The organism is Ruegeria sp. AG7 (assembly GCF_056541545.1).
Genome location: NZ_JBQFYP010000001.1, coordinates 324,822 through 344,309 on the forward strand (window position 1 = coordinate 324,822; position 19,488 = coordinate 344,309).

Here is a 19,488-nt window from a genome sequence, read left to right on the forward strand (position 1 = left end):
TAAGCGCGATTCCGCGCCTTGACAAGCAGGAAATGCTGCATTTGCAGGGATCACAGCGGCGTAACCGCTGCAACCTCGGATGGGGGCAGGTCGGCGACCATCTGGAAAACCGTGCGATCAAGCACGGGGTGGCGCCAGTCGGGCACAATATCCGCCATCGGCACAAGTACAAAAGCGCGGTCCTGAAGGCGCGGATGCGGCAGGATCAGCTGTTGCGGTGCTTCTTGTCGCTGTGCCTCGGGCGGCAGGGTCAGCCAGCGGTCGAACAGGGCGCGGTCGGGCAGAATCTGATCGCTATAGCACACAAGATCCAGATCCAGCGTCCGCATTCCCCAGCGCTGCACCCGTTCACGGCCGAACTGGTGCTCGACCTCGTGCAGCAGGCGCAAAAGCTCGGCCGGGGATTTGTCAGTTTCGATCAGCACAGCCGCATTCACGTAGTCCGGACCAGCGCCAGCGGGGAAGCAGGGTGTCGCAAAAAACCGGCTGACAGAGCGAATCACTACGCCCTGCTGCGAAAGTGCGTCAATTGCGCGCTGTAGCGTTACAGCGGGCCCATTTCCTCTCAGATCGAGATTTGCGCCCAATGCCACAACCGCATTTGGCAAAGAATTGTACATATGCTACCCTATATTCGACACATTGCATACTTGCGATAACCGACAAAAGTTCTAATTATAAGCCCACCAGAGTGCGCCATATTATAACTCACACACCCACTCACTCACGTAACGCGGCGCAATCTGGATTATACCGGAAGGACCTATTTATGTTTTATAAGGACGAACGGCTAGCGCTGTTCATCGACGGCTCGAATCTTTATGCCGCGGCAAAAGCACTCGGTTTTGACATAGACTACAAACTTCTGCGGCAGGAATTCATGCGCCGTGGCAAGTTGCTTCGGGCTTTCTACTATACAGCGCTGCTTGAAAACGACGAGTATTCACCGATCCGCCCATTGGTTGACTGGCTTCATTACAACGGCTTCACCATGGTCACAAAACCGGCCAAGGAATACACCGACAGCATGGGGCGTCGGAAAGTCAAAGGAAACATGGATATCGAGCTGACGGTCGATGCCATGGAACTGGCACCGCGTGTGGATCATATCGTGCTGTTCTCGGGTGACGGGGATTTCCGCCCGCTGATCGCCAGCCTGCAACGTCAGGGCGTTCGCGTATCAGTCGTGTCGACCATCCGCAGTCAGCCGCCGATGATTTCGGACGAACTGCGCCGCCAGGCCGACAACTTCATCGAGTTGGAAGACCTGCGCGACGTAATCGGTCGCCCGCCGCGTGAAATGCCGGCAGAGCATCGCAGCGTCGCGGTTGCAGGCGGCAGCTGATCCGGCACCACTGCCTGTTGATGGGAAAAATTCGCGCGGTCAGGACCGGGGTCCTGGCCGCGCTTCTTTAACTAAGGATTGGTGCTGAAACATCCTCTGACTAACAACGATTCGTGTCAGATGAATGACAATGTCCTGTCTGGACCAAGGCCGGGAAAAGACTTACCTGTGCCCTAAGGAGACAGCCGAATGACCAAGCCGCCACTGACACTTTACCTGGCCGCCCCCCGCGGGTTCTGCGCCGGTGTGGACCGCGCCATCAAGATCGTTGAAATGGCCCTGCAGAAATGGGGGCCGCCGGTCTATGTGCGCCACGAGATCGTGCATAACAAATTCGTGGTCGACGGGTTGCGGGCCAAAGGGGCTGTGTTTGTCGAAGAACTGCATGAATGCCCCGATGACCGCCCGGTGATCTTTTCCGCCCATGGTGTTCCGAAATCGGTACCCGCCGAAGCCGCGCAACGTGAGATGATCTATGTGGATGCCACCTGTCCCCTGGTGTCGAAGGTTCATGTCGAGGCGCAGCGTCATGCGGATGCGGGATTGCAGATGATCATGATCGGCCACAAGGGCCATCCCGAAACCGTTGGCACGATGGGACAGCTGCCAAAGGGTGATGTGCTGCTGGTCGAAACGGTCGAGGATGTGAGCACCGTGCAGGTGCGCGACCCCGACAAGCTGGCCTTTGTCACCCAGACCACCCTGTCGGTGGATGATACCAAGGACATCATCGCAGCCCTTCAGGACCGGTTCCCGGCCATTGTCGGGCCGCATAAGGAAGACATCTGTTATGCCACCACCAACCGGCAGGAGGCCGTGAAGGCCGTGGCCCCCAAGGCCGATGCGCTGCTGGTTGTGGGAGCTCCGAACTCGTCAAACTCCCGCCGTCTGGTCGAGGTTGCCTCACGCGAGGGGTGCAAATACGCGCAGCTGGTCCAGCGTGCGACCGAGATCGACTGGCGCGCTTTGCAGGGCATCGAAAGCGTTGCGGTGACCGCAGGCGCATCGGCCCCGGAATTGCTGGTGAACGAGGTGATCGACGCCTTCCGCGACCATTACGATGTCACTGTCGAGCCGGTCGAGACCGCAACCGAAAACGTCGAGTTCAAAGTACCGCGCGTGTTGAGGCAACCGGCGTGACCGGCGTGCCGAAGGCGCCGCTTTATCTGGGGTTGGCGGGACTGGTCCCGTTTGTCTGGGGCGCGCTGACATATCTGAACGGTGATCTGAACGACTGGGGCACGCATACATTTGGCCCGCGCTTTGTCGGGCCTTATGTGCAGCTGTTTTATGGCTCGGTCATCCTGAGCTTTATGTCAGGTGTGCTGTGGGGGTTTGCCACCAAAACCTCGGGCAGCAAGGCGGCGCTGTGTTATGCGCTGTCGGTCCTGCCTGCGCTGTGGGCCTTTGCCATGACGGGCGGCGGGCCGGTCACTGCGGGCACCAATCTGATCTACGGGTTCACCGGCTTGCTGCTGCTGGACGCCCTGTTTTCATACTGGCGGCTGACGCCGGTCTGGTGGATGCAGCTGCGTATCCTGCTGACCGCAGTCGTTCTGGCCAGCCTAGCCGTCGGAGTGTACTTGTGAGCGACAAACGCACAATTGATGCCTATACGAAGAGAGTAAACGAATATCTGGCCATTCCTTTGCCAGCCGAACAGCTCAAGACCCGTCAGGATTTTGCCGATGCGGTCGGTGCGGGCGGCTATGTGCTGGATCTGGGGTCAGGACCCGGATCGGACAGCGGTTTCCTGATGCGTCAGGGGCTGAAGGTGCGGGCGCTGGATGCCACCCCCGCCTTTGTCGAACATGCCCGCCGGAACGGGGTGGACGCGCATCTGGGCACGTTCGACGACGTTACCGAAACCGCCGAATATGATGGCGTCTACGCCAGTTTTTCCCTGCTGCACGCGCCGCGTGCGGATTTTCCGCGTCACCTGAAAGCGATCCACACGGCCCTGAAGCCCGGAGGCCAGCTGTTTCTGGGCATGAAGCTGGGCTCGGGCGAGCATCGTGACGATCTGGACCGCTATTACACCTATTACTCGGAAGCCGAAATCCGAGAGGCGCTGACCCAGGCCGGGTTCACGGTTGACCGCGCGGTCGAAGGAATGGGCAAGGGTCTGGCCGGGTCGTACGACGGGTTTATTCTGGTGTTCGCCCATGCCTGAGTTGTTTGCCTATACAGATGGCGCCTGTTCCGGCAATCCCGGCCCCGGAGGCTGGGGCGTGCTGCTGCGCGCGAAGAACGGGGACAGGGTTCTGAAAGAGCGGGAACTGAACGGGGGCGAGGCCGAGACGACCAACAACCGGATGGAGTTGCTGGCTGCCATCAGCGCGCTTGAGACGCTGGAGCGCCCGTCGAAGATCACCATTGTCACCGACAGCGCCTATGTGAAGAACGGCGTCACCGGCTGGATATTCGGCTGGAAGCGGAATGGCTGGAAAACCTCGAACAAGAAGCCGGTCAAGAATGTCGATCTGTGGCAGCGTCTGGACGAGGCGCAGGAACGACATGATGTGACATGGGAATGGGTCAAGGGCCATGCGGGCCATCCCGAAAACGAAAAGGCCGATGAACTGGCCCGCGCAGGCATGGCGCCCTTCAAGCCGAAAAAGGCGCAGGCGTGAGCGCGCTGACGCTGCTGGATTATGCCTCGGTTCTGATCTTTGCGCTGACCGGGGCGCTGGTGGCCAGCCGGGCGCAGCTGGATCTGGTGGGTTTTGCCTTCATGGCCTGCTTGACCGCAGTTGGCGGCGGCACGGTACGCGACCTGTTGCTGGACCGGCACCCGATCTTCTGGGTCGGCCAGCCAGATTACATCCTGATCGCCGTCGCGGCGGCGGTGTTTGTGTTCTTTACCGCGCATCTGGTGGAAAGCCGCTATAACTGGCTGGTCTGGCTGGACAGTTTCGCGCTGTCAGTCGCCGTTGCGGCCGGAACCGGAGCCGCGTTGTCACTGGATCAGCCCGGTATCATCGTCGTGCTGATGGGAGTGACGACCGGGTGTCTGGGCGGGCTGATGCGCGACGTGGTCTGCAACGAGGTGCCGCTGGTGCTGAAACAGGGCGAACTTTACGTCTCGTGCGCATTTGTGGGGGCGTTGACGGCGGTACTTGCGGTCAGGCTGGGGCTGGAGCCCGCCTTTGTGCTGGGTCTGTGCGCCCTTGTGTGCTGGGCCTTGCGGGCCGGGTCGCTGGTGTTTGGATGGCAGTTGCCCGTCTACAAAAGCCGCCCGCCCCGAAACTGAACCTGTCGGTGGACGCGACCGGGGCGGGCTGATAGCTGTTTGGAACGCGCAGCCCGGAGGCCAAATGCCGTTCAGACTTACATCGATTGCGGTCTCACTGGCTTTGCTGGCCTCATGCGGCGCATATTATGCACCCGTCCGCTTTGTTGCTGAGGGTGACCGGATCATCGCCTCGGGCACGATTGACGAAACAACGCTGTCCGCTTTCGAAGACGTCACCGCCGAAAACCCCAAAGCGCGCACGCTGGTGCTGCAATATATCGAGGGGTCGGTGGATGACGACGCCAATGTCATCTTCAGCCGAGAGGTGCGCAAGGCCGGGTTCGATACCGTTGTGCCATCGGACGGTCTGGTTGCCAGCGGCGGCACAGATCTGTTTCTGGCCGGACATCGCCGCGTTTTGCAACCGGGGGCCTGTGTCGGTGTTCACAGCTGGGCCGGATCGGGGCTGGTGGCGACGGAGTTGCCCAAAGATGACCCGGAACATGACCGCTATCTGGATTATTTCAGGGACATTGGTGTGGATGAGGCGTTTTACTGGTACACGCTGTATGCGGCCCCGGCCGACAGCATCCACTGGATGACCGCCGCCGAGGCGAACCGGTTCGATATGACGACGAAAGCCGCCCCGGCGCTTGGTTCAGCGCTGGAGTGCGACGAGCGCTGATCTGCTGCACTATCTTGTCGAGTGAAGGTTTCCAGGACGGAATGCGCGGCCAAGGAATATGCTAGCGGCGCAGGTAGGTCTGCCAGATCCAGATCACCAGCAATGCGCCCAGAACCGCGCCCACAAAGCCCGACATCCAGCCCATGACGGTTATCAGAAACCGCAGAACGAACCCTCCGATCAGGGCCCCGAAAACACCGATCAGCATGGTGGTTGGAATGTCCGCCTCGATCCGCATCAGGCGGGTGGCGAGGAACCCCGCGGCAGCGCCGATGATGATCAGGGCGACGACGGGCATGTCATTTTCGCCAATGGGTCGGCACGATGATCAGCGCGCCGATAGACGAGATCACCGCATCCAAACCCGGAGGGCCAAAGCTGATACCGAACATGATGCGGATGAAGTAGAACAGGAACGCCCCACCCACGCAGATGATGATCGACTGAAGATAGCCGTTATGGGTGAACCCGGTCTGTTCGGACAGATATCCGACGATCCCGGCAATCACGACGGTCCCCATCATCACCATGAACATCGGGCTTCTCCTAGGTCAGGCGGGTGCCGGTGGGAATGGGCCAGCCCCGCAGGAAGGTTTCCCTATCCTGCGCGCCTTTACCCGCCCGTTGCAAGCGCAGCAGTTCGACCGCGCCCCGACCGCAGGCCACGTGCAGGTCGTCGTTCAGAACCTCACCCGCTGCGCCCTGCCCGTCTGCCAGCCGCGATGCCAGCAGCTTGATGCGTTCGCCATTCATTTCGGTCCACGCGCCGGGAAAGGGTGACAGCCCGCGAATTTGCCTGTCGACCTCAACCGCCGGGCGCGTCCAGTCGATGCGGGCCTCGGACTTGTCGATCTTGGCGGCATAGGTCACGCCATCCTCGGGCTGCGGTTCCGGTGTGAGATCCGGCAGCTTGGCCAGCGCCTCGACGATCAGCGCGGCCCCCATGGCCGAGAGCCGGTCATGCAGGTGCGCGGTGGTTTCTTCAGCCTCAATCGCGGTTGCCTGTCGCAGCAGGACCGGGCCGGTGTCCAGACCGGCCTCCATCTGCATGATACAGATCCCGGTTTCGGCATCGCCGGACATGATCGCCCGGTGGATCGGGGCGGCACCGCGCCAGCGCGGCAGCAGGCTGGCGTGGATGTTCAGGCAGCCGTGTCGCGGCGCGTCCAGAATGGGTTGCGGCAGGATCAGGCCATACGCGACGACGACGGCGATATCGGCGTTCAGCGCGGCAAATGCGGTCTGTTCGTCAGCGGATTTCAGAGAGGTTGGGTGGCGAACGGACAGGCCCAGCGCCTCGGCCCGGGCGTGAACCGGCGTCGGGCGGTCTTTCTTGCCACGCCCGGCGGGGCGCGGGGGCTGACAGTAGACGGCGGCTATGTCGTGCCCGGCCCTGACGAGTGCGTCCAGCACCGGGACCGAAAAATCAGGGGTTCCCATGAAGATGATGCGCATCGTTGGCTCCGGCAGTTGGGACGGGTGCGGGGCTGAAGCCCGGCCTACAGACGTCAGGTTTGTTTGCGTGCCTTGCGCAGCAGCATGTCACGTTTGACCTTGCTGAGCCGGTCGAAATACATCCGCCCGTTCAGGTGGTCGATCTGATGCTGCACGCTTGTCGCGTCGATCCCGACGAAATCGCGGCGGTCCAGCATGCCATGTTCGTTCAGGAACTTCACGGTCACCGCGCGCGGGCGTTTGATTGTGGCCGAGACGCCGGGCAGGTTCGGGCTGGCCTCTTCATGTTCGCGCAGCTCGATCGAACTGTGCAGGATTTCCGGGTTTGCCAGACGCACGGCCCGGCCCCGTTCGGCTGAGCCGTCAACAACGGCCAGGCGCAGCATCACCCCGATCTGTGGCGCGGCAAGACCGACGCCGGGCATCGCCTCCATCGTGTCGATCATGTCGTCCCAGATGGCGCGGATCTCATCGGTGATCTCGGGCACATCATCCGCCTTGGTGCGCAGGCGTTTGTCAGGCCATGGCAGGCAGGTACGAACGGTCATGCACGGGCCCGTTCGCGTTTGAGCTTTTGCATCTTGCGGGTGATCATCTGCCGTTTCAGCGGCTTGAGATAGTCGATGAACAGCTTGCCGTCCAAATGATCGATCTCGTGCTGAACGCAGGTGGCCCAAAGCCCGTCAAAGGTTTCCTGTTGCAGGTTTCCGTCGCGGTCCATCCAAGTCACATCGACCACTTTGGGGCGCGTCACCTCGGCGTATTGATCAGGGATCGACAGGCAGCCTTCCTCGTAGACATTGGTTTCTTCCGAGGACGCGATGACCTGCGGGTTGAACATGATCAGCGGGCGCGGCGCCTCGCCTTCTTCCTTGACGCAATCCAGCACGATCAAGCGATCCAGCACGCCGATCTGTGGCGCGGCAAGGCCAACACCGGGGGCGTCATACATCGTTTCCAGCATGTCATCGGCCAGCGCGCGCAGGTCGTCCGTAAGGTCGGCCACGGGCGCGCAGACCTTCTTGAGACGGGGGTCGGGATAGATCAGGATGTTACGTTTCATGAGGCTGATTTAGGGCATCGTGACCCGCGCCGCAACGCCCCCCTTGCACCTGCCTGAATTGCGGTTAGCTTTCGACCATCAGAATGGAGCTGACATGACTTTCAACGACCAGATCGACCGCCGGGGCACCAACAGTACCAAATGGGACAAGATGGAGATGCTGTACGGTGTCTCGCCCGAGGACGGGCTGGCCATGTGGACAGCCGATTCAGATTACCCGACGGCCCCCTGCGTGATTGACGCGTTGCGCAAGGCCGCAGATCACGGCGTGTTCGGGTATTCCTGGGCGCACCCGAAGTATCTGGCCTCGGTCCAGTGGTGGATGAAAACCCGCCACGATTGGGAAATCGACACGGATTGGATTCTGACCACCCAGGGCTTGGGCAATGCAATCGCCCTGTCGCTGGATGTCTGGACCGAGCCGGGCGATCGCATCGTGACCTTCACCCCTGTCTACCATGAGTTTGCCCATAAGGTGAACAAGGCGGGCCGCCGGATTGTGGAATGCCCGCTGGTGCGTGACGGCGACAGCTATGGGCTTGATCTGGAAGACGCGCAGTCGCGGCTGGACGGGTCCGAGAAGATGTTGCTGTGGTGTTCGCCGCAGAACCCGTCGGGCCGGGTCTGGACGCCAGAGGAACTGCGCGCTGTGGCCGCATTTGCCGAGCGCAACGGGTTGATCCTTGTCTCGGACGAGATCCACCACGATCTGGTCTATCCCGGTGCCAAATTTGTGCCGATGGATGTGGCAGCCCCGGATGCGCGGCCATGGACGGTGACGCTGACCGCGGCTTCGAAGACCTTTAACATTGCCGGGCAGCGCACCGGCAACATGATCATTCCCGACCCCAAACTGCGCGAGGCGATGAAGCATCGGCTGACAACGCTGGATTATGGCCCCAGTGCGTTGGGTGTGGCGATGATCACCGCCGCCTACAGCCCGACCGGCGCGGAATGGGCAGATGCCCAGATCGCGCATCTGGATGGAAACAGGCGTCTGTTCGACCAGACCATCGCCGAGATTCCGGGCCTGTGGTCGATGCCCTTGCAGGCGACCTATCTGGCCTGGGTCGACTTTTCCGGCACCGGCATGGATCACACCGAGTTTGTCCGCCGATTGCGCGAGGACGCGCGGATTGCAACCTCGTCAGGTCCGGGTTTTGGCACTGGCGGAGAAACGTTTGAACGGTTCAACCTGGCCACACAACGGGCGCGGGTCGAGGACGCCTGCGCGCGACTGAAACGGGCCTTTGGTGACCTGCAATAATCCAGGCGGTGGCTGGGGTGGCTGACCCTACGATGGACCGCGCCTGTTGGCCGGGCTTGGACCTGAATGGCGAAATCCATAGCGATAGCCAGCCTAACGGCCTGTTGGGCGTTACCCTGACCTAACCCGGTACTACGATAGAACTCCGAGCTTAGTCTTCGTAGCCCAGCAACGCGATGGGCGCATCCGGGGCGCGGTAGAAATCCAGCGGCGCCTTGTCATGGGCAGCGGTGCTGCGTTTGAATTCATACCGCATCTCGCCGCCTTCATCCTGATCGGCAATGATCAGGCATTGATACAGAAGGTTGGCCCCGTCATAGATATCGACCAACCCGCGCAGGCGCGGTGTTGTTTCCGCCTCAACCGTGAAACCATCTTTCCACAATTTGAGAATTTTATAGGTATTGTCGCCCATCTGGACACGAAGGCGACTGGCCTTTTTCAATGTGGCGATTCGGGCGGCGTCCAACTCGGCGCGTATTTCCTTTGAAACATAAGTACTCATTAAATCATTCCCCCGCTAATGACCTCTATTGTGCGGGAACTGTTGTAAAAATCCAGTGAACGCGTTCACGCAACGGGCTGTGCCTGCGGTTTGTTGCACAGAAATCCCATCATTGCCTGTGCGCGCATGCAGGTCTTGTGCGCGGGCAAATGCATAGGAACAGGCGGGGCTTGGACCTATCTTTGGCCAAACGCCTGTGCGGAGGATGAGATATGGGCCTGCTGGTCGATGGAAAATGGCAAGACACGTGGTATGATACCAAATCCACGGGTGGCGCATTCAAACGCAGCGCGGCGCAGTTTCGCAACTGGCTGACCGCCGATGGCCGCGCGGGACCGTCGGGCAAAAGCGGGTTCCGGGCCGAAGCCGGGCGGTATCACCTGTATGTCAGCCACGCCTGCCCCTGGGCGCATCGCACCTTGATCTTTCGCGCGTTGAAGGGGCTGAGCGATCTGGTTTCGGTTTCGGTCGTGCATCCCGACATGCTGGATCACGGCTGGACTTTTGAGGCGGATGATCACGGTGCCACGGGTGACCGTCTTTACGGGCTGAGCCACGCACATCAGATCTATACCAAGGCGGATCCGTCCTATTCCGGTCGCGTCACGGTTCCGATCCTGTGGGACAAGGCGCAGGAGACCATCGTTTCGAACGAAAGTTCGGAAATCATCCGCATGTTCAATTCGGCCTTCAACGATATCACTGGCAATACGGACGATTACTGGCCCGAGGCGATGCGGGACGAGATCGAAGAGGTCAACGCGCGCATCTATTCAGACGTCAACAACGGCGTCTACAAGTCGGGCTTTGCCACCACGCAGGACGCCTATGACGCTGCCGTACACCCATTGTTCGACACGCTGGACTGGCTGGAGGAGCGTCTGGCCCGGAACCGTTACCTGATGGGGGATCGGATCACCGAAGCCGATTGGCGGTTGTTCACAACCCTGATCCGCTTCGACCCGGTCTATCACCTGCATTTCAAGTGCAACCGGCGGCGCCTGGTCGATTACCCGAACCTATGGGCCTATACGCGTGAGCTGTATCAATGGCCCGGTGTCGCCGAGACCGTGAACATGGCCCACATTGTGCGCCACTATCACTACAGCCATGACAGCATCAATCCGCACCGGATCATTCCGGTGAACCCGGTACTGGATTACATGGAGCCGCATGGACGCGGTCAGCGCCCCGCAGCGTAATGTTCGACCATCGCCGCCAGATCCTCTGGCGGCGTTTCGCTTTGAACATAGGCACAGGCATTGGGACTGTGCGCAAAAATCGACCCGTCGGAAAAGAAGGTGGTGTTGGTGACAAAAATCACCCGCGCCTCGGGGCGGCGATAGCTGGCAAAATCTGCCACAGCCAATGCGCTTCCGGTTTCCAGAACCAGATCCAGCACGATGATATCAAAATCCGTGCCATAGAGCGCCAGAATGGCGGCCTCCTGAGCGTCAACCAGCGTGACTTCGGCGTCTTGCCGCTCCAGATGTCTTTTCCAGACCCGACCAAGGTCGGGGTTACTCTCAACAATCAGAACTTTCATTTGCAACAACCTCGGCACTTGGTATGGTGAGTGGTGCCGACCCCCGTGGTCCGTGATCTCGTTATTTCCTTAACAAAGTGTTAACAGCAGCCGCACGCTTGCGTGTTCGGGCGGATTTGCTTGTGTAAATGGCAAAAATCCGCTTGAAGCACCCCGAAACCGGTCAATCCCCGCAGAGAGAGCAGATGAGTACACTTGATCACGGCTTGGACCCCCGCGCAGTTCGCGACCACGGCGGGGGGCTGGACAGGGCGATTGTCAGGTATGGTGGAACGCGCGCAGATTGGATCGATCTGTCGACCGGAATCAATCCGCATCCTTACGCAGTCGCGGGTCTGACCGCCGGAGATTGGGCCGAATTGCCGGATCACGGTGCCTTTGAACGGCTGAGTGATGCGGCCCGCAGGTTCTGGAACGTGCCACAGGGGGCTGAGATCCTGCCGGCACCCGGTGCATCGGCTGTCATCTCTCGCATTCCGGCGCTGGCCGCGCCAGGTCGTGTCCAGATCACACTGCCCACCTATAACGAACACGCCGCCGCCTTTTCGGCGCAGGGGTGGCGTGTTCAGCCTGAGGGCGCGGCTGACGCCCGCGTGATCGTGCATCCAAATAACCCGGACGGACGTATCTGGCAGGAAAGCGACGTCTCGGCCCCGCTGACCGTGATCGACGAGAGCTTTTGCGATGTCACGCCAGAGGTATCGTTGATCCATCTGGCGGAACGTCCCGGCGTGATCGTGCTGAAGAGCTTTGGCAAGTTCTGGGGGCTGGCCGGGATGCGGCTTGGGTTTGCCATCGGGCGGCCTGAACTGATCAACCGCCTGAACGACCTGACCGGACCCTGGTCAGTGTCCGGCCCGGCCCTGCGGGTTGGGACACAGGCCCTGTCGGACGATGACTGGGCCGATGCCACGCGCGCGCGACTGGCGGATGAGGCGGCCCGGCTGGATGCGCTGATGCTGACCAGGGGCGCAAATATTGTCGGTGGCACCAGCCTGTTTCGTCTTTACAAAGTCGATGACGCCTTGGGCTGGCAGGACCGGCTGGCCCGCGCCCATATCTGGAGCCGTATCTTTCCCTATTCAGCAACCTTTCTGCGTCTGGGTCTGCCGCCAGAAAAGGGCTGGGACAGGCTGGAGGCCGCGCTGTGAGCCCTGCCCTGATGCTGGTCTGCGCCCTGTGTCTGGACGCGGCACTGGGAGAGCCCGATTGGCTCTGGTCCCGCGTCAAACACCCGGCGGTGATGATCGGCAACCTGATCGGCTGGCTGGACAAGTGCCTGAACCACGGAAGCAGACGGAGGCTGAAAGGGGTGGCCGTGCTTGCCCTTCTGATCTGCGGCGCATGGGGTCTTGGGTGGGGTCTGTCGCAGCTGGGGCCGGTGGTTGAAATTCTTTGCTGCGCAATCCTGTTGGCGCAAAAGTCGCTGGTTGCCCATGTCCGCGCGGTTGGTTACGGGTTGCAATCTTCGCTGGAAGACGGGCGGGCGCAGGTGGCTATGATCGTCTCGCGCGACACGCAGGATATGACCGAAGCACAGGTGGCGCGTTCCGCCATCGAAAGTGCGGCAGAAAACCTGAGCGACGGGGTCATTGCCCCCGCATTCTGGTTTCTGGTCGCGGGGCTTCCGGGGTTGCTGGTGTACAAGGCGGTGAACACCGCCGACAGCATGATCGGTTATCGCACCGAAACGTACCGCGATTTTGGCTGGGCCGCGGCCCGGTTCGACGACCTGCTGAACCTGATCCCTGCCCGACTGACCTGTGTGATGATCGTGGCGCTGTCCGGCCAATGGTCTCGCTGGTCTGAGATGGTGCGGGATGCGCAACGCCATATCTCACCCAACGCTGGCTGGCCCGAGGCCGCCATGGCCCGCGCCCTGAATGTCGCGCTGGCTGGGCCGCGCAGCTATGACGGGCAGGTGCGCGACCTAGCCTGGGTCAATGGCGACGCCCCGCGCGAGATCGGTGCATCAGAAGTTTTTCGCGCATGTGACATGCTCTGGCGGGTTTGGGGGCTTGCGCTTGGGCTCGTGTCAGTGTGGGTTGGGGCCAAACTGATATTCTGACGGACCTTTTCATGCGTATACTCTCTGGCCTGATCGCCGCTGCCCTGTTCACCTCACCTGCGCTGGCGCAATGTGGCGGTGGTTTTAATTCCTTTGTCAAAGGGCTGAAGGCCGAGGCCGTGCAGCAAGGTTTGGACAAATCAGCAGTGAACGGGTTCTTTGACGGGGTGCAGCAGGACATCGCCGTGCTGAAGGCCGACCGGGCGCAGGGCGTTTTTCAGAAGCCCTTTGTTGAATTTTCTCGTCGTCTGATTTCGCAAAACCGGATCGAGCGCGGGCAAGCGATGTCGCGCAAATACGATGCGGTCTTTGATCGGATCGAGCGGGAATATGGCGTTTCCCGCGGGGTGCTGCTGGCCTTCTGGGCATTTGAAACCGATTACGGATCGTTTCAAGGCGACTTCAACACCCGCAACGCACTGGTAACTTTGGCGCATGACTGCCGCCGCCCGGAGCTGTTCCGGCCACAGATCTTCGCCGCCATCGAGCTGTTTCAGAACGGTGATTTCGACCCGGCCCGCACCACCGGCGCATGGGCCGGAGAGATCGGCATGGTGCAGATGCTGCCGCGTGACATACTGGAAAACGGCGTCGATGGTGACGGTGACGGGCATGTCCGCCTGAAAAGCTCGGCACCTGATGCGCTGATGTCGGGGGCCAGAATGCTGTCCCATCTGGGATGGCGCGCGGGTGAGCCTTGGTTGCAGGAGGTCACCGTGCCCGCGCAGATGGATTGGTCCCTGTCCGGCCCCGGCAAACCGCGTTCGGTGGAGGAATGGCAGGCGATGGGCGTACAGGCGCGCGGCGGGTCCTTGGCCAACCTACCCGCCTCGCTGATCCTGCCACAGGGGCGCAACGGGCCTGCCTTTCTGGCCTATCCGAATTTCGATGTCTATTTCGAATGGAACCAGAGCTTTGTTTATGTTCTGACTGCCGCCTATTTCGGAACACGGCTTGAGGGCGGCCAGATCTATGATGCGGGCAATCCCGCGCAGGGCCTGAATGGCGCACAGATGAAACAGTTGCAGACCAAGCTTCAGGCCAAAGGATATGATGTCGGCAAGATCGACGGGATTCTGGGGTCAGGGACGCGAGCTGCGACGCAGGCGGAACAGAAACGTCTGGGCCTGCCTGCGGACGCATGGCCAACGATGGAATTGCTGGAAAAACTCTGATCCAGCGGCCCGCACCGCTGCGGTATGGCGCAAAACCCCAAGATTATTCGACGATATCGGCACCGACGCCGCTGATTATGTGACCGGATATTTCTCGGGGTCAATTCCATGTCTTTGACAGACAATATCAATGTAACTTCCCTTTGGAGGAATACCACCGAATTTGCTGCGAATACCACTGCGGGTTTCGCCCTGGAAGTGGTGAAACCGGGCCCAATCGGGTTCGTAGTCTTCAATGTTCTCGACCGGGTCCAGAAACCCGCGACGCGGCCAATACAAATGCCAATGCTGGCCTCGGTCGATTTCACCGGTGACCCCCAGCGCCCAGCGGGTCACGCTTGGGCCGGTTGTCGTCCACGGAAGGTCATAGAGCGTGAGTGTCTCGCCCGCCTCATAGCGTTTGACCAGTTTTTCAATGTGATCACTGCCCAACCAAAACGGGATCGGGACTTCTGACTCAAGGAAATTCAGGATCAGCTTCAGTGCCAGAGAATTTTTGGGAAGACGCAATACACAATTGTTCATCGCCTTATTGCGCCAGACGACACCAAACAGATAGTCCGGTGGAACATCCAGCGGCCGGATGCAGTAGATATCCAGATCAACCCACACATAGTCGGTTTTTTGCAGCATGTGGATACGGAAGATGTCTGAATAGACCGCCATCCGTCGTCGGCCACCGGTCAGGTTTTCGGTGGTTTCATCTGTATAGATTTCGCGGGCATCATGAACAACGACGCCTTCGGGAACATCCATGTTCATATCCAGCACGTACAGGTGGAAGACATAGCCATGATCCAGAAAGGACTGAATGCATACTCTTTCAACGCAAGATAACGGCGAACCAAACCAGAAACTTGCAACTTGAAATTCCAAAACAGCACCTCTTGCCCTAAGCCGAAACGGGGTCGCTGCTGCACTAACGAAGCGGTGCGTGGCTCGTCAACCGCGGCGGCGGTTTTGGCACGACTTACCCTGCTTTGCGCCAGCGCGCTGTGTCGAGGTGCCCACAGTTTGGTTCTGGCCTATCTTCGGGCGTGCATTTTTGGGCTAATGTTCCTGGCGTAGCCTTTGGCACCTGCCGCGGGTTCAGTACGCTGCACGGGTTGGTCCATTGCCAAAGTGACCGTCCTGAACTGCTGACTTCCTTATTCGGGCCGCACCGGGTATCGATCCCCTTTCTGATCGATCAGGATCAGCCGCTCGCCGCTGCGGACATACAGGTCGCAGCGGCTGAACCCGTTGCGGTACGCAATGCAGACGGAACCGTCATCGGCGATGGCGTAGGTTCCAAAGGCGGAATCTCCTCCCGCGTAGGTATAGGAATAGGCCCCACCGGCCGAAAACTTGGCCTGACCATCATCGTAAAAGGTCAGCGTCTGGCCTGCGAGGGCGTCAAGCTCGGCCACTGTCAGCGGGACATCGCCGGGTTTGACAGGCCAGTCGGCGGCGACAACCGGGGTGGCGGCGATGAGGGCGGAGATCAGGAAACGCGTCATGAGGCCAAGGTAGCGCGTTATGCCTGCAATCATCATAACGTTGCGGTGAGCGGTCAGGCCACCATCTGCTCGGCCTTCTTCAGATCGACCGAAACCAGCTGGCTGACGCCCTGTTCCTGCATGGTGACGCCGAACAGACGATCCATGCGCGCCATGGTCACCGCGTGGTGGGTGATGATCAGGAAACGGGTGTCAGTCTGGCGGCACATCTCGTCCAGCAGATCACAAAAACGGGTGACGTTGGCATCGTCCAGCGGCGCGTCGACTTCGTCCAGCACACAGATCGGGGCCGGGTTGGCCAGGAAAACGCCAAAGATCAGCGCGGTCGCGGTCAGGGTCTGTTCGCCGCCCGACAGCAGGCTGAGGGTCGAGAGTTTCTTGCCCGGCGGCTGACACATGATTTCCAGCCCCGCATCCAGCGGGTCATCGCTTTCGACCATGACCAGATTGGCCTCGCCCCCACCAAAGAGATGCTTGAACAGCATCGCGAAGTTCGAGTTCACCTGTTCAAACGCGGTCAACAGACGCTCGCGCCCTTCGCGGTTGAGGCTGGAGATGCCACTGCGCAGAGCTTTGATCGCCTCTTCCAGATCGGCCTTTTCACTGCTGAGCGTGTCAAATTCTTCCTGAACGTCCTTGCTGTCTTCCTCGGCCCGCAGGTTCACCGCGCCCATGGCGTCACGCTGGCGTTTGTGGCGGTTCACTTCGGCTTCCAGAGCATCCGCGGCGGGCATCTGGTCGGGGTTGACGTCCAGCTGGTTCAGCAACTGGTTCGGGGTCAGTTGCTGGTCTTCGGCAATCCGTTCTGCCGCCGCAAGCACGCTTTCCTTTGCCGCTTCACTGCGCGCCTCGGCTGCGGCGCGGTTTTCGCGGGCTTCTGAGGCCAGGCGTTCGGCCTCACGCTCGGCCGTCACCAATTCGCGCAACTGTGTTTCTGCTTCGGCCAGCTTGTCAGCGGCATCGGCCCGCCGGGCTTCGGCGGCTTCAATCAACTCGTTCAGCTCTTCCCGCGCCTCGGCGATTTCGCCGGGGACGGCCATAGCCTCGGTCAGTTCCTCTTCCGAACTTTCCTTGCGCTCGGCCAGTTCCGAAATCCGTTTCTCGGCCGTTTCCAGACGGTGCCGCCAGCCGCTCAGGTCCTTGGTGACCTCCTGCGTGCGTCGGGTGCGGGCGTCGCCTTCACGGCGCAGCTCATCATGGGTCGAGCGGTGGGTCAGCATGGTGATCCGCGCCGCCTCGACCGTCTGCTTGATGTCCTCAACCTCGGCGCGGGCGCTGGCAAGATCACCCAGGTCGTTCAGCGCCGCCTCGGCCTCGCGCAGTTGCACGCGGGCGGACATGGCGTCTTCCTTGTGACGGTCCACGGCGAGGGCCAGGGTTTCCAGCTTGCCCTGCGCGAGGTTGCGATCCGCCTCGGCGCGGCTGAGCTGGCGTGCGGTTTCGGCCATGCGCTGATCGGCGGCACGGCGGGCTTCGCGCGCGCGTCGGTCGGCCTCGGTCACGTCCGCCAGTTGCCGCGACAGGGTTTCATGCGCGGCGCGGGCACCGTCGGCCTGCGCCTCGGTGCGGGCCAGTTCCTGTTTCAGCGCCTCAAGCTTGTTGAGCTGTTCCAGACGCAGCGCCGCCGCACTTGGCGCATCCTCGGCCCAGGCGCGGAACCCGTCCCAGCGCCACAGGTCGCCCGAGCGCGACACAAGACGCTGGCCCGGCTTCAACGACGCCTGCAACCGCGCGCCCTGATCCGCATCGACCAGCCCGATCTGCGCGATGCGACGGCTGAGCCTGTCCGGACCCGACACGTGCAGCGCCAGCGGGTCGACCCCATCGGGCAAGGGCTGGTCGCTGTCATAACCTGCCACCTGAACCCAGCCGGACGGGCCGTCACCTTCAACCAGCGGCGCACGGAGGTCATCGGCCAAGGCCGCTCCCAGCGCCTTCTCAAAACCCGGTTCCACGCGCAGCAGGTCCATCACCTGCCCGCCTTCGGCCGTGTCGCGTTCCACCAGCTTGGCAAGCGCGGTGGTTTCGGCGCGGATTGCACCCAATTCGCCTTCGGCCTCGGACCGTTGCGCGCGTGCCTCGGCTTCGCGGGCCTGCGTTTCATTGCGCAACTCATCTGCGGCGGCCAGCGCCTCTTCGGCGGCCTCGGCGGCTTCGCGGGCTTCTTCCTCGCTTTCCTGCGAAGTTTCAAACGCCTCGCTGGCACGGGTCAGGGCTGTTTTGGCCTCATCCACGGCCAGCCGGGCTTTTTCCTCTTCGCCCTCAGAGCGTGCCAGCGTCTTGCGGCTGTCTTCGACCAGTCGCTGCGCCGACTGGTGACGGGCGACCAGACGCGCCATATCTTCGGTCTGCTGCGACAGGTGGTCTTCGCGGTTCTGAAGGATCGACGCGGCTTCGCGGGCAATTTCTGCGGCTTCCGCCACCTTCGCGTCATGCCCTTCGGCAGCCTTGGCCAGTTCGCGGGCTTCCCATTCCAGCCGTTCGATCATCTGGCCCGCATCGCGGTTCAGGCCGGTTTCCCGGTCGATATCCTTGCCGAGCTGATGAATGCGGCTGGTCAGTGTTTCAATGGTCTGGCGCGCGCGGGTTTCCTGATCGGTCAGTTGATCGCGCTGCACCTGCTGGCGTTGCAGGACAGCGGCGGCGATGGCCTCTTCCTCGCGCAGAGGGGGCAGGGTTTCTTCGATCCCGGCCCTTTTTGCTGCTGCGGCGCGGGCTTCGGCCTCGGCGCGGGAGGCCTCGGAAATCCGGGCCCGCAGCTTGTCTTCAGCCTGCTGGCGGGCCATGTCGGCCTCTTTCCAGCGGCGATAGAGAAGCATCCCCTCGGCCTGACGCAGCTGTTCGCCGATTTCGCGATAGCGTGCGGCCTGACGGGCCTGACGGGCCAGTTGCGCAAGCTGCCCGCCCAACTGCTCGAGCACGTCATCGACGCGGGTCAGGTTGGCCTCGGTCGCTTTCAGCTTCAGCTCGGCCTCATGCCGACGTTGATAGAGTCCCGAGATCCCGGCGGCCTCTTCCAGAATGCGGCGGCGGGCGCGGGGTTTGGCGCTGATCAGCTCGGCGATGCGGTTCTGCCCCACAAGCGCGGGGGAATGGGCACCGGTCGAGGCATCCGCGAACAGCATCTGCACATCGCGCGCGCGCACATCCTTGCCGTTGGTCTTGTAGGCGCTGCCGACATCGCGGGTGATCCGGCGCACGATTTCAAGCTGGTCGGTGTCATTGAACCCCGCGGGCGCCAGACGTTCGGAATTGTCCATGGTCAGGACAACTTCGGCGAAATTGCGGGCGGGCCGTGTGGCGGCACCGGCAAAGATCACATCCTCCATCGCGCCGCCGCGCATGGATTTGGGGCGGTTTTCCCCCATCACCCAGCGCAAGGCTTCCAAAAGGTTGGACTTGCCACAGCCATTCGGACCCACCACACCGGTCAATCCGTCCGCGATGATCAGATCGGTCGGATCAACAAAGCTTTTGAAGCCGGTCAGTTTGAGCTTGCTGAAACGCAATGGCCGCGTGTCCCGTGATTCCTATGAATTGAAAGTCTGCGCAAGGGATGGGGTCCGAGTCAACGCAGTTGCGCAGGATATGGGATATCAGTGCAAGTTATCCACAACATCTTGCCGAAATGCGCAGGAACACGCG

23 protein-coding genes are annotated in these 19,488 nt (G+C 61.2%); 12 read left to right on the forward strand and 11 right to left on the reverse strand.

What is annotated here, in order from left to right; genetic code table 11:
* Window positions 1-50: 50 nt before the first annotated feature.
* Window positions 51-620, reverse strand: coding sequence for a 2-amino-4-hydroxy-6-hydroxymethyldihydropteridine diphosphokinase (gene folK / locus ACR0BF_RS01655; protein ID WP_480554727.1), 570 nt, complete (start codon window positions 618-620; stop codon window positions 51-53).
* A 149-nt stretch (window positions 621-769) separates the two neighbouring features.
* On the opposite strand from folK, the gene ACR0BF_RS01660 reads away from it, so the two are divergent.
* The 7 genes from ACR0BF_RS01660 (at window position 770) to ACR0BF_RS01690 (ending at window position 5,265) form a co-directional block, all read left to right on the forward strand.
* A complete protein-coding gene (locus ACR0BF_RS01660) occupies window positions 770-1,345 on the forward strand; it encodes a LabA-like NYN domain-containing protein (RefSeq protein ID WP_209506211.1) in 576 nt (191 codons plus the stop codon).
* 189 nt (window positions 1,346-1,534) lie between these two features.
* The gene (gene ispH, locus ACR0BF_RS01665) at window positions 1,535-2,485 is read left to right on the forward strand and encodes a 4-hydroxy-3-methylbut-2-enyl diphosphate reductase (RefSeq protein ID WP_480605991.1); all 951 of its coding nucleotides are present in this window, start codon (window positions 1,535-1,537) and stop codon (window positions 2,483-2,485) included.
* A complete protein-coding gene (locus ACR0BF_RS01670; protein WP_480473882.1) occupies window positions 2,482-2,934 on the forward strand; it encodes a DUF3429 domain-containing protein in 453 nt (150 codons plus the stop codon). Before ispH ends, ACR0BF_RS01670 begins: the two co-directional genes overlap by 4 nt.
* Window positions 2,931-3,518, forward strand: coding sequence for a class I SAM-dependent methyltransferase (locus ACR0BF_RS01675; protein WP_480494645.1), 588 nt, complete (start codon window positions 2,931-2,933; stop codon window positions 3,516-3,518). Before ACR0BF_RS01670 ends, ACR0BF_RS01675 begins: the two co-directional genes overlap by 4 nt.
* On the forward strand, window positions 3,511-3,978 hold the full coding sequence (rnhA, locus tag ACR0BF_RS01680) for a ribonuclease HI (RefSeq protein WP_480519465.1): 468 nt from the start codon (window positions 3,511-3,513) through the stop codon (window positions 3,976-3,978). Before ACR0BF_RS01675 ends, rnhA begins: the two co-directional genes overlap by 8 nt.
* Complete coding sequence (locus tag ACR0BF_RS01685; protein ID WP_267364069.1) at window positions 3,975-4,598, forward strand: trimeric intracellular cation channel family protein; 624 nt, start codon at window positions 3,975-3,977, stop codon at window positions 4,596-4,598. The genes rnhA and ACR0BF_RS01685 overlap by 4 nt, the downstream gene beginning before the upstream one ends.
* Window positions 4,599-4,662: 64 nt before the next feature.
* Complete coding sequence (locus ACR0BF_RS01690) at window positions 4,663-5,265, forward strand: COG3904 family protein (RefSeq protein ID WP_480519463.1); 603 nt, start codon at window positions 4,663-4,665, stop codon at window positions 5,263-5,265.
* A 61-nt stretch (window positions 5,266-5,326) separates the two neighbouring features.
* Here the strand turns inward: ACR0BF_RS01690 and ACR0BF_RS01695 are convergent, their stop codons facing one another.
* Genes ACR0BF_RS01695 through def (ACR0BF_RS01715) form a run of 5 tightly spaced genes read right to left on the reverse strand, consistent with a single transcriptional unit; the run spans window position 5,327 to window position 7,783 of the window.
* Window positions 5,327-5,563, reverse strand: coding sequence for a GlsB/YeaQ/YmgE family stress response membrane protein (locus tag ACR0BF_RS01695; RefSeq protein WP_480473887.1), 237 nt, complete (start codon window positions 5,561-5,563; stop codon window positions 5,327-5,329).
* A 1-nt stretch (window position 5,564) separates the two neighbouring features.
* Window positions 5,565-5,801 (reverse strand): hypothetical protein, encoded by a 237-nt coding sequence (locus ACR0BF_RS01700; RefSeq protein WP_267364066.1) that lies wholly within the window; start codon window positions 5,799-5,801, stop codon window positions 5,565-5,567.
* 10 nt (window positions 5,802-5,811) lie between these two features.
* On the reverse strand, window positions 5,812-6,720 hold the full coding sequence (fmt, locus tag ACR0BF_RS01705) for a methionyl-tRNA formyltransferase (RefSeq protein WP_480624142.1): 909 nt from the start codon (window positions 6,718-6,720) through the stop codon (window positions 5,812-5,814).
* A 53-nt stretch (window positions 6,721-6,773) separates the two neighbouring features.
* A complete protein-coding gene (gene def, locus ACR0BF_RS01710; RefSeq protein WP_480507379.1) occupies window positions 6,774-7,268 on the reverse strand; it encodes a peptide deformylase in 495 nt (164 codons plus the stop codon).
* Window positions 7,265-7,783: a peptide deformylase gene (def, locus tag ACR0BF_RS01715; protein ID WP_267364061.1), complete on the reverse strand. Its 519-nt coding sequence runs from the start codon at window positions 7,781-7,783 to the stop codon at window positions 7,265-7,267. Before def (ACR0BF_RS01715) ends, def (ACR0BF_RS01710) begins: the two co-directional genes overlap by 4 nt.
* A gap of 94 nt (window positions 7,784-7,877) precedes the next feature.
* On the opposite strand from def (ACR0BF_RS01715), the gene ACR0BF_RS01720 reads away from it, so the two are divergent.
* The gene (locus ACR0BF_RS01720) at window positions 7,878-9,050 is read left to right on the forward strand and encodes a MalY/PatB family protein (protein ID WP_480624143.1); all 1,173 of its coding nucleotides are present in this window, start codon (window positions 7,878-7,880) and stop codon (window positions 9,048-9,050) included.
* 151 nt (window positions 9,051-9,201) lie between these two features.
* Here ACR0BF_RS01720 and ACR0BF_RS01725 read toward each other — a convergent pair whose 3' ends face one another.
* Window positions 9,202-9,555: a hypothetical protein gene (locus ACR0BF_RS01725; protein WP_209506181.1), complete on the reverse strand. Its 354-nt coding sequence runs from the start codon at window positions 9,553-9,555 to the stop codon at window positions 9,202-9,204.
* A 212-nt stretch (window positions 9,556-9,767) separates the two neighbouring features.
* On the opposite strand from ACR0BF_RS01725, the gene ACR0BF_RS01730 reads away from it, so the two are divergent.
* A complete protein-coding gene (locus tag ACR0BF_RS01730) occupies window positions 9,768-10,757 on the forward strand; it encodes a glutathione S-transferase family protein (protein WP_480624144.1) in 990 nt (329 codons plus the stop codon).
* Here the strand turns inward: ACR0BF_RS01730 and ACR0BF_RS01735 are convergent.
* The gene (locus tag ACR0BF_RS01735; RefSeq protein ID WP_209506176.1) at window positions 10,739-11,101 is read right to left on the reverse strand and encodes a response regulator transcription factor; all 363 of its coding nucleotides are present in this window, start codon (window positions 11,099-11,101) and stop codon (window positions 10,739-10,741) included. The genes ACR0BF_RS01730 and ACR0BF_RS01735 overlap by 19 nt on opposite strands.
* Window positions 11,102-11,286: 185 nt before the next feature.
* Here ACR0BF_RS01735 and cobD point away from each other — a divergent pair, with 185 nt between their 5' ends.
* Genes cobD through ACR0BF_RS01750 form a run of 3 tightly spaced genes read left to right on the forward strand, consistent with a single transcriptional unit; the run spans window position 11,287 to window position 14,344 of the window.
* Entirely contained in the window at window positions 11,287-12,252 is a 966-nt protein-coding gene (gene cobD / locus ACR0BF_RS01740; protein WP_480605966.1) for a threonine-phosphate decarboxylase CobD, read from the forward strand.
* Entirely contained in the window at window positions 12,249-13,169 is a 921-nt protein-coding gene (gene cbiB / locus ACR0BF_RS01745) for an adenosylcobinamide-phosphate synthase CbiB (protein ID WP_480519447.1), read from the forward strand. Before cobD ends, cbiB begins: the two co-directional genes overlap by 4 nt.
* An 11-nt stretch (window positions 13,170-13,180) precedes the next feature.
* On the forward strand, window positions 13,181-14,344 hold the full coding sequence (locus ACR0BF_RS01750) for a lytic murein transglycosylase (protein WP_480624145.1): 1,164 nt from the start codon (window positions 13,181-13,183) through the stop codon (window positions 14,342-14,344).
* 75 nt (window positions 14,345-14,419) lie between these two features.
* Here the strand turns inward: ACR0BF_RS01750 and ACR0BF_RS01755 are convergent, their stop codons facing one another.
* The 3 genes from ACR0BF_RS01755 to ACR0BF_RS01765 all read right to left on the reverse strand — a co-directional run bounded on the left by ACR0BF_RS01755 (window position 14,420) and on the right by ACR0BF_RS01765 (window position 19,352).
* Window positions 14,420-15,220 (reverse strand): glycosyltransferase family 32 protein, encoded by an 801-nt coding sequence (locus ACR0BF_RS01755; RefSeq protein WP_480624146.1) that lies wholly within the window; start codon window positions 15,218-15,220, stop codon window positions 14,420-14,422.
* A gap of 272 nt (window positions 15,221-15,492) precedes the next feature.
* Window positions 15,493-15,843: a hypothetical protein gene (locus ACR0BF_RS01760; protein ID WP_480494786.1), complete on the reverse strand. Its 351-nt coding sequence runs from the start codon at window positions 15,841-15,843 to the stop codon at window positions 15,493-15,495.
* 53 nt (window positions 15,844-15,896) lie between these two features.
* Window positions 15,897-19,352, reverse strand: a complete 3,456-nt coding sequence (locus tag ACR0BF_RS01765) for a chromosome segregation SMC family protein (RefSeq protein WP_480624147.1) — start codon at window positions 19,350-19,352, stop codon at window positions 15,897-15,899.
* Window positions 19,353-19,488 lie beyond the last annotated feature (136 nt).

What these genes read in the sequence shown, in the direction of transcription:
- ACR0BF_RS01730 (WP_480624144.1), top strand. Translation starts at nt 9,768, where the DNA reads ATGGGCCTGCTGGTCGATGGAAAATGGCAAGACACGTGGTATGATACC.
- def (WP_267364061.1), bottom strand. Translation starts at nt 7,783, where the DNA reads ATGAAACGTAACATCCTGATCTATCCCGACCCCCGTCTCAAGAAGGTC.
- rnhA (WP_480519465.1), top strand. Translation starts at nt 3,511, where the DNA reads ATGCCTGAGTTGTTTGCCTATACAGATGGCGCCTGTTCCGGCAATCCC.
- folK (WP_480554727.1), bottom strand. Translation starts at nt 620, where the DNA reads ATGTACAATTCTTTGCCAAATGCGGTTGTGGCATTGGGCGCAAATCTC.
- ACR0BF_RS01660 (WP_209506211.1), top strand. Translation starts at nt 770, where the DNA reads ATGTTTTATAAGGACGAACGGCTAGCGCTGTTCATCGACGGCTCGAAT.
- ACR0BF_RS01695 (WP_480473887.1), bottom strand. Translation starts at nt 5,563, where the DNA reads ATGCCCGTCGTCGCCCTGATCATCATCGGCGCTGCCGCGGGGTTCCTC.
- fmt (WP_480624142.1), bottom strand. Translation starts at nt 6,720, where the DNA reads ATGCGCATCATCTTCATGGGAACCCCTGATTTTTCGGTCCCGGTGCTG.
- cobD (WP_480605966.1), top strand. Translation starts at nt 11,287, where the DNA reads ATGAGTACACTTGATCACGGCTTGGACCCCCGCGCAGTTCGCGACCAC.
- def (WP_480507379.1), bottom strand. Translation starts at nt 7,268, where the DNA reads ATGACCGTTCGTACCTGCCTGCCATGGCCTGACAAACGCCTGCGCACC.
- ACR0BF_RS01725 (WP_209506181.1), bottom strand. Translation starts at nt 9,555, where the DNA reads ATGAGTACTTATGTTTCAAAGGAAATACGCGCCGAGTTGGACGCCGCC.
- ACR0BF_RS01700 (WP_267364066.1), bottom strand. Translation starts at nt 5,801, where the DNA reads ATGTTCATGGTGATGATGGGGACCGTCGTGATTGCCGGGATCGTCGGA.
- ACR0BF_RS01750 (WP_480624145.1), top strand. Translation starts at nt 13,181, where the DNA reads ATGCGTATACTCTCTGGCCTGATCGCCGCTGCCCTGTTCACCTCACCT.
- ACR0BF_RS01735 (WP_209506176.1), bottom strand. Translation starts at nt 11,101, where the DNA reads ATGAAAGTTCTGATTGTTGAGAGTAACCCCGACCTTGGTCGGGTCTGG.
- ACR0BF_RS01760 (WP_480494786.1), bottom strand. Translation starts at nt 15,843, where the DNA reads ATGACGCGTTTCCTGATCTCCGCCCTCATCGCCGCCACCCCGGTTGTC.
- ispH (WP_480605991.1), top strand. Translation starts at nt 1,535, where the DNA reads ATGACCAAGCCGCCACTGACACTTTACCTGGCCGCCCCCCGCGGGTTC.
- ACR0BF_RS01720 (WP_480624143.1), top strand. Translation starts at nt 7,878, where the DNA reads ATGACTTTCAACGACCAGATCGACCGCCGGGGCACCAACAGTACCAAA.
- ACR0BF_RS01690 (WP_480519463.1), top strand. Translation starts at nt 4,663, where the DNA reads ATGCCGTTCAGACTTACATCGATTGCGGTCTCACTGGCTTTGCTGGCC.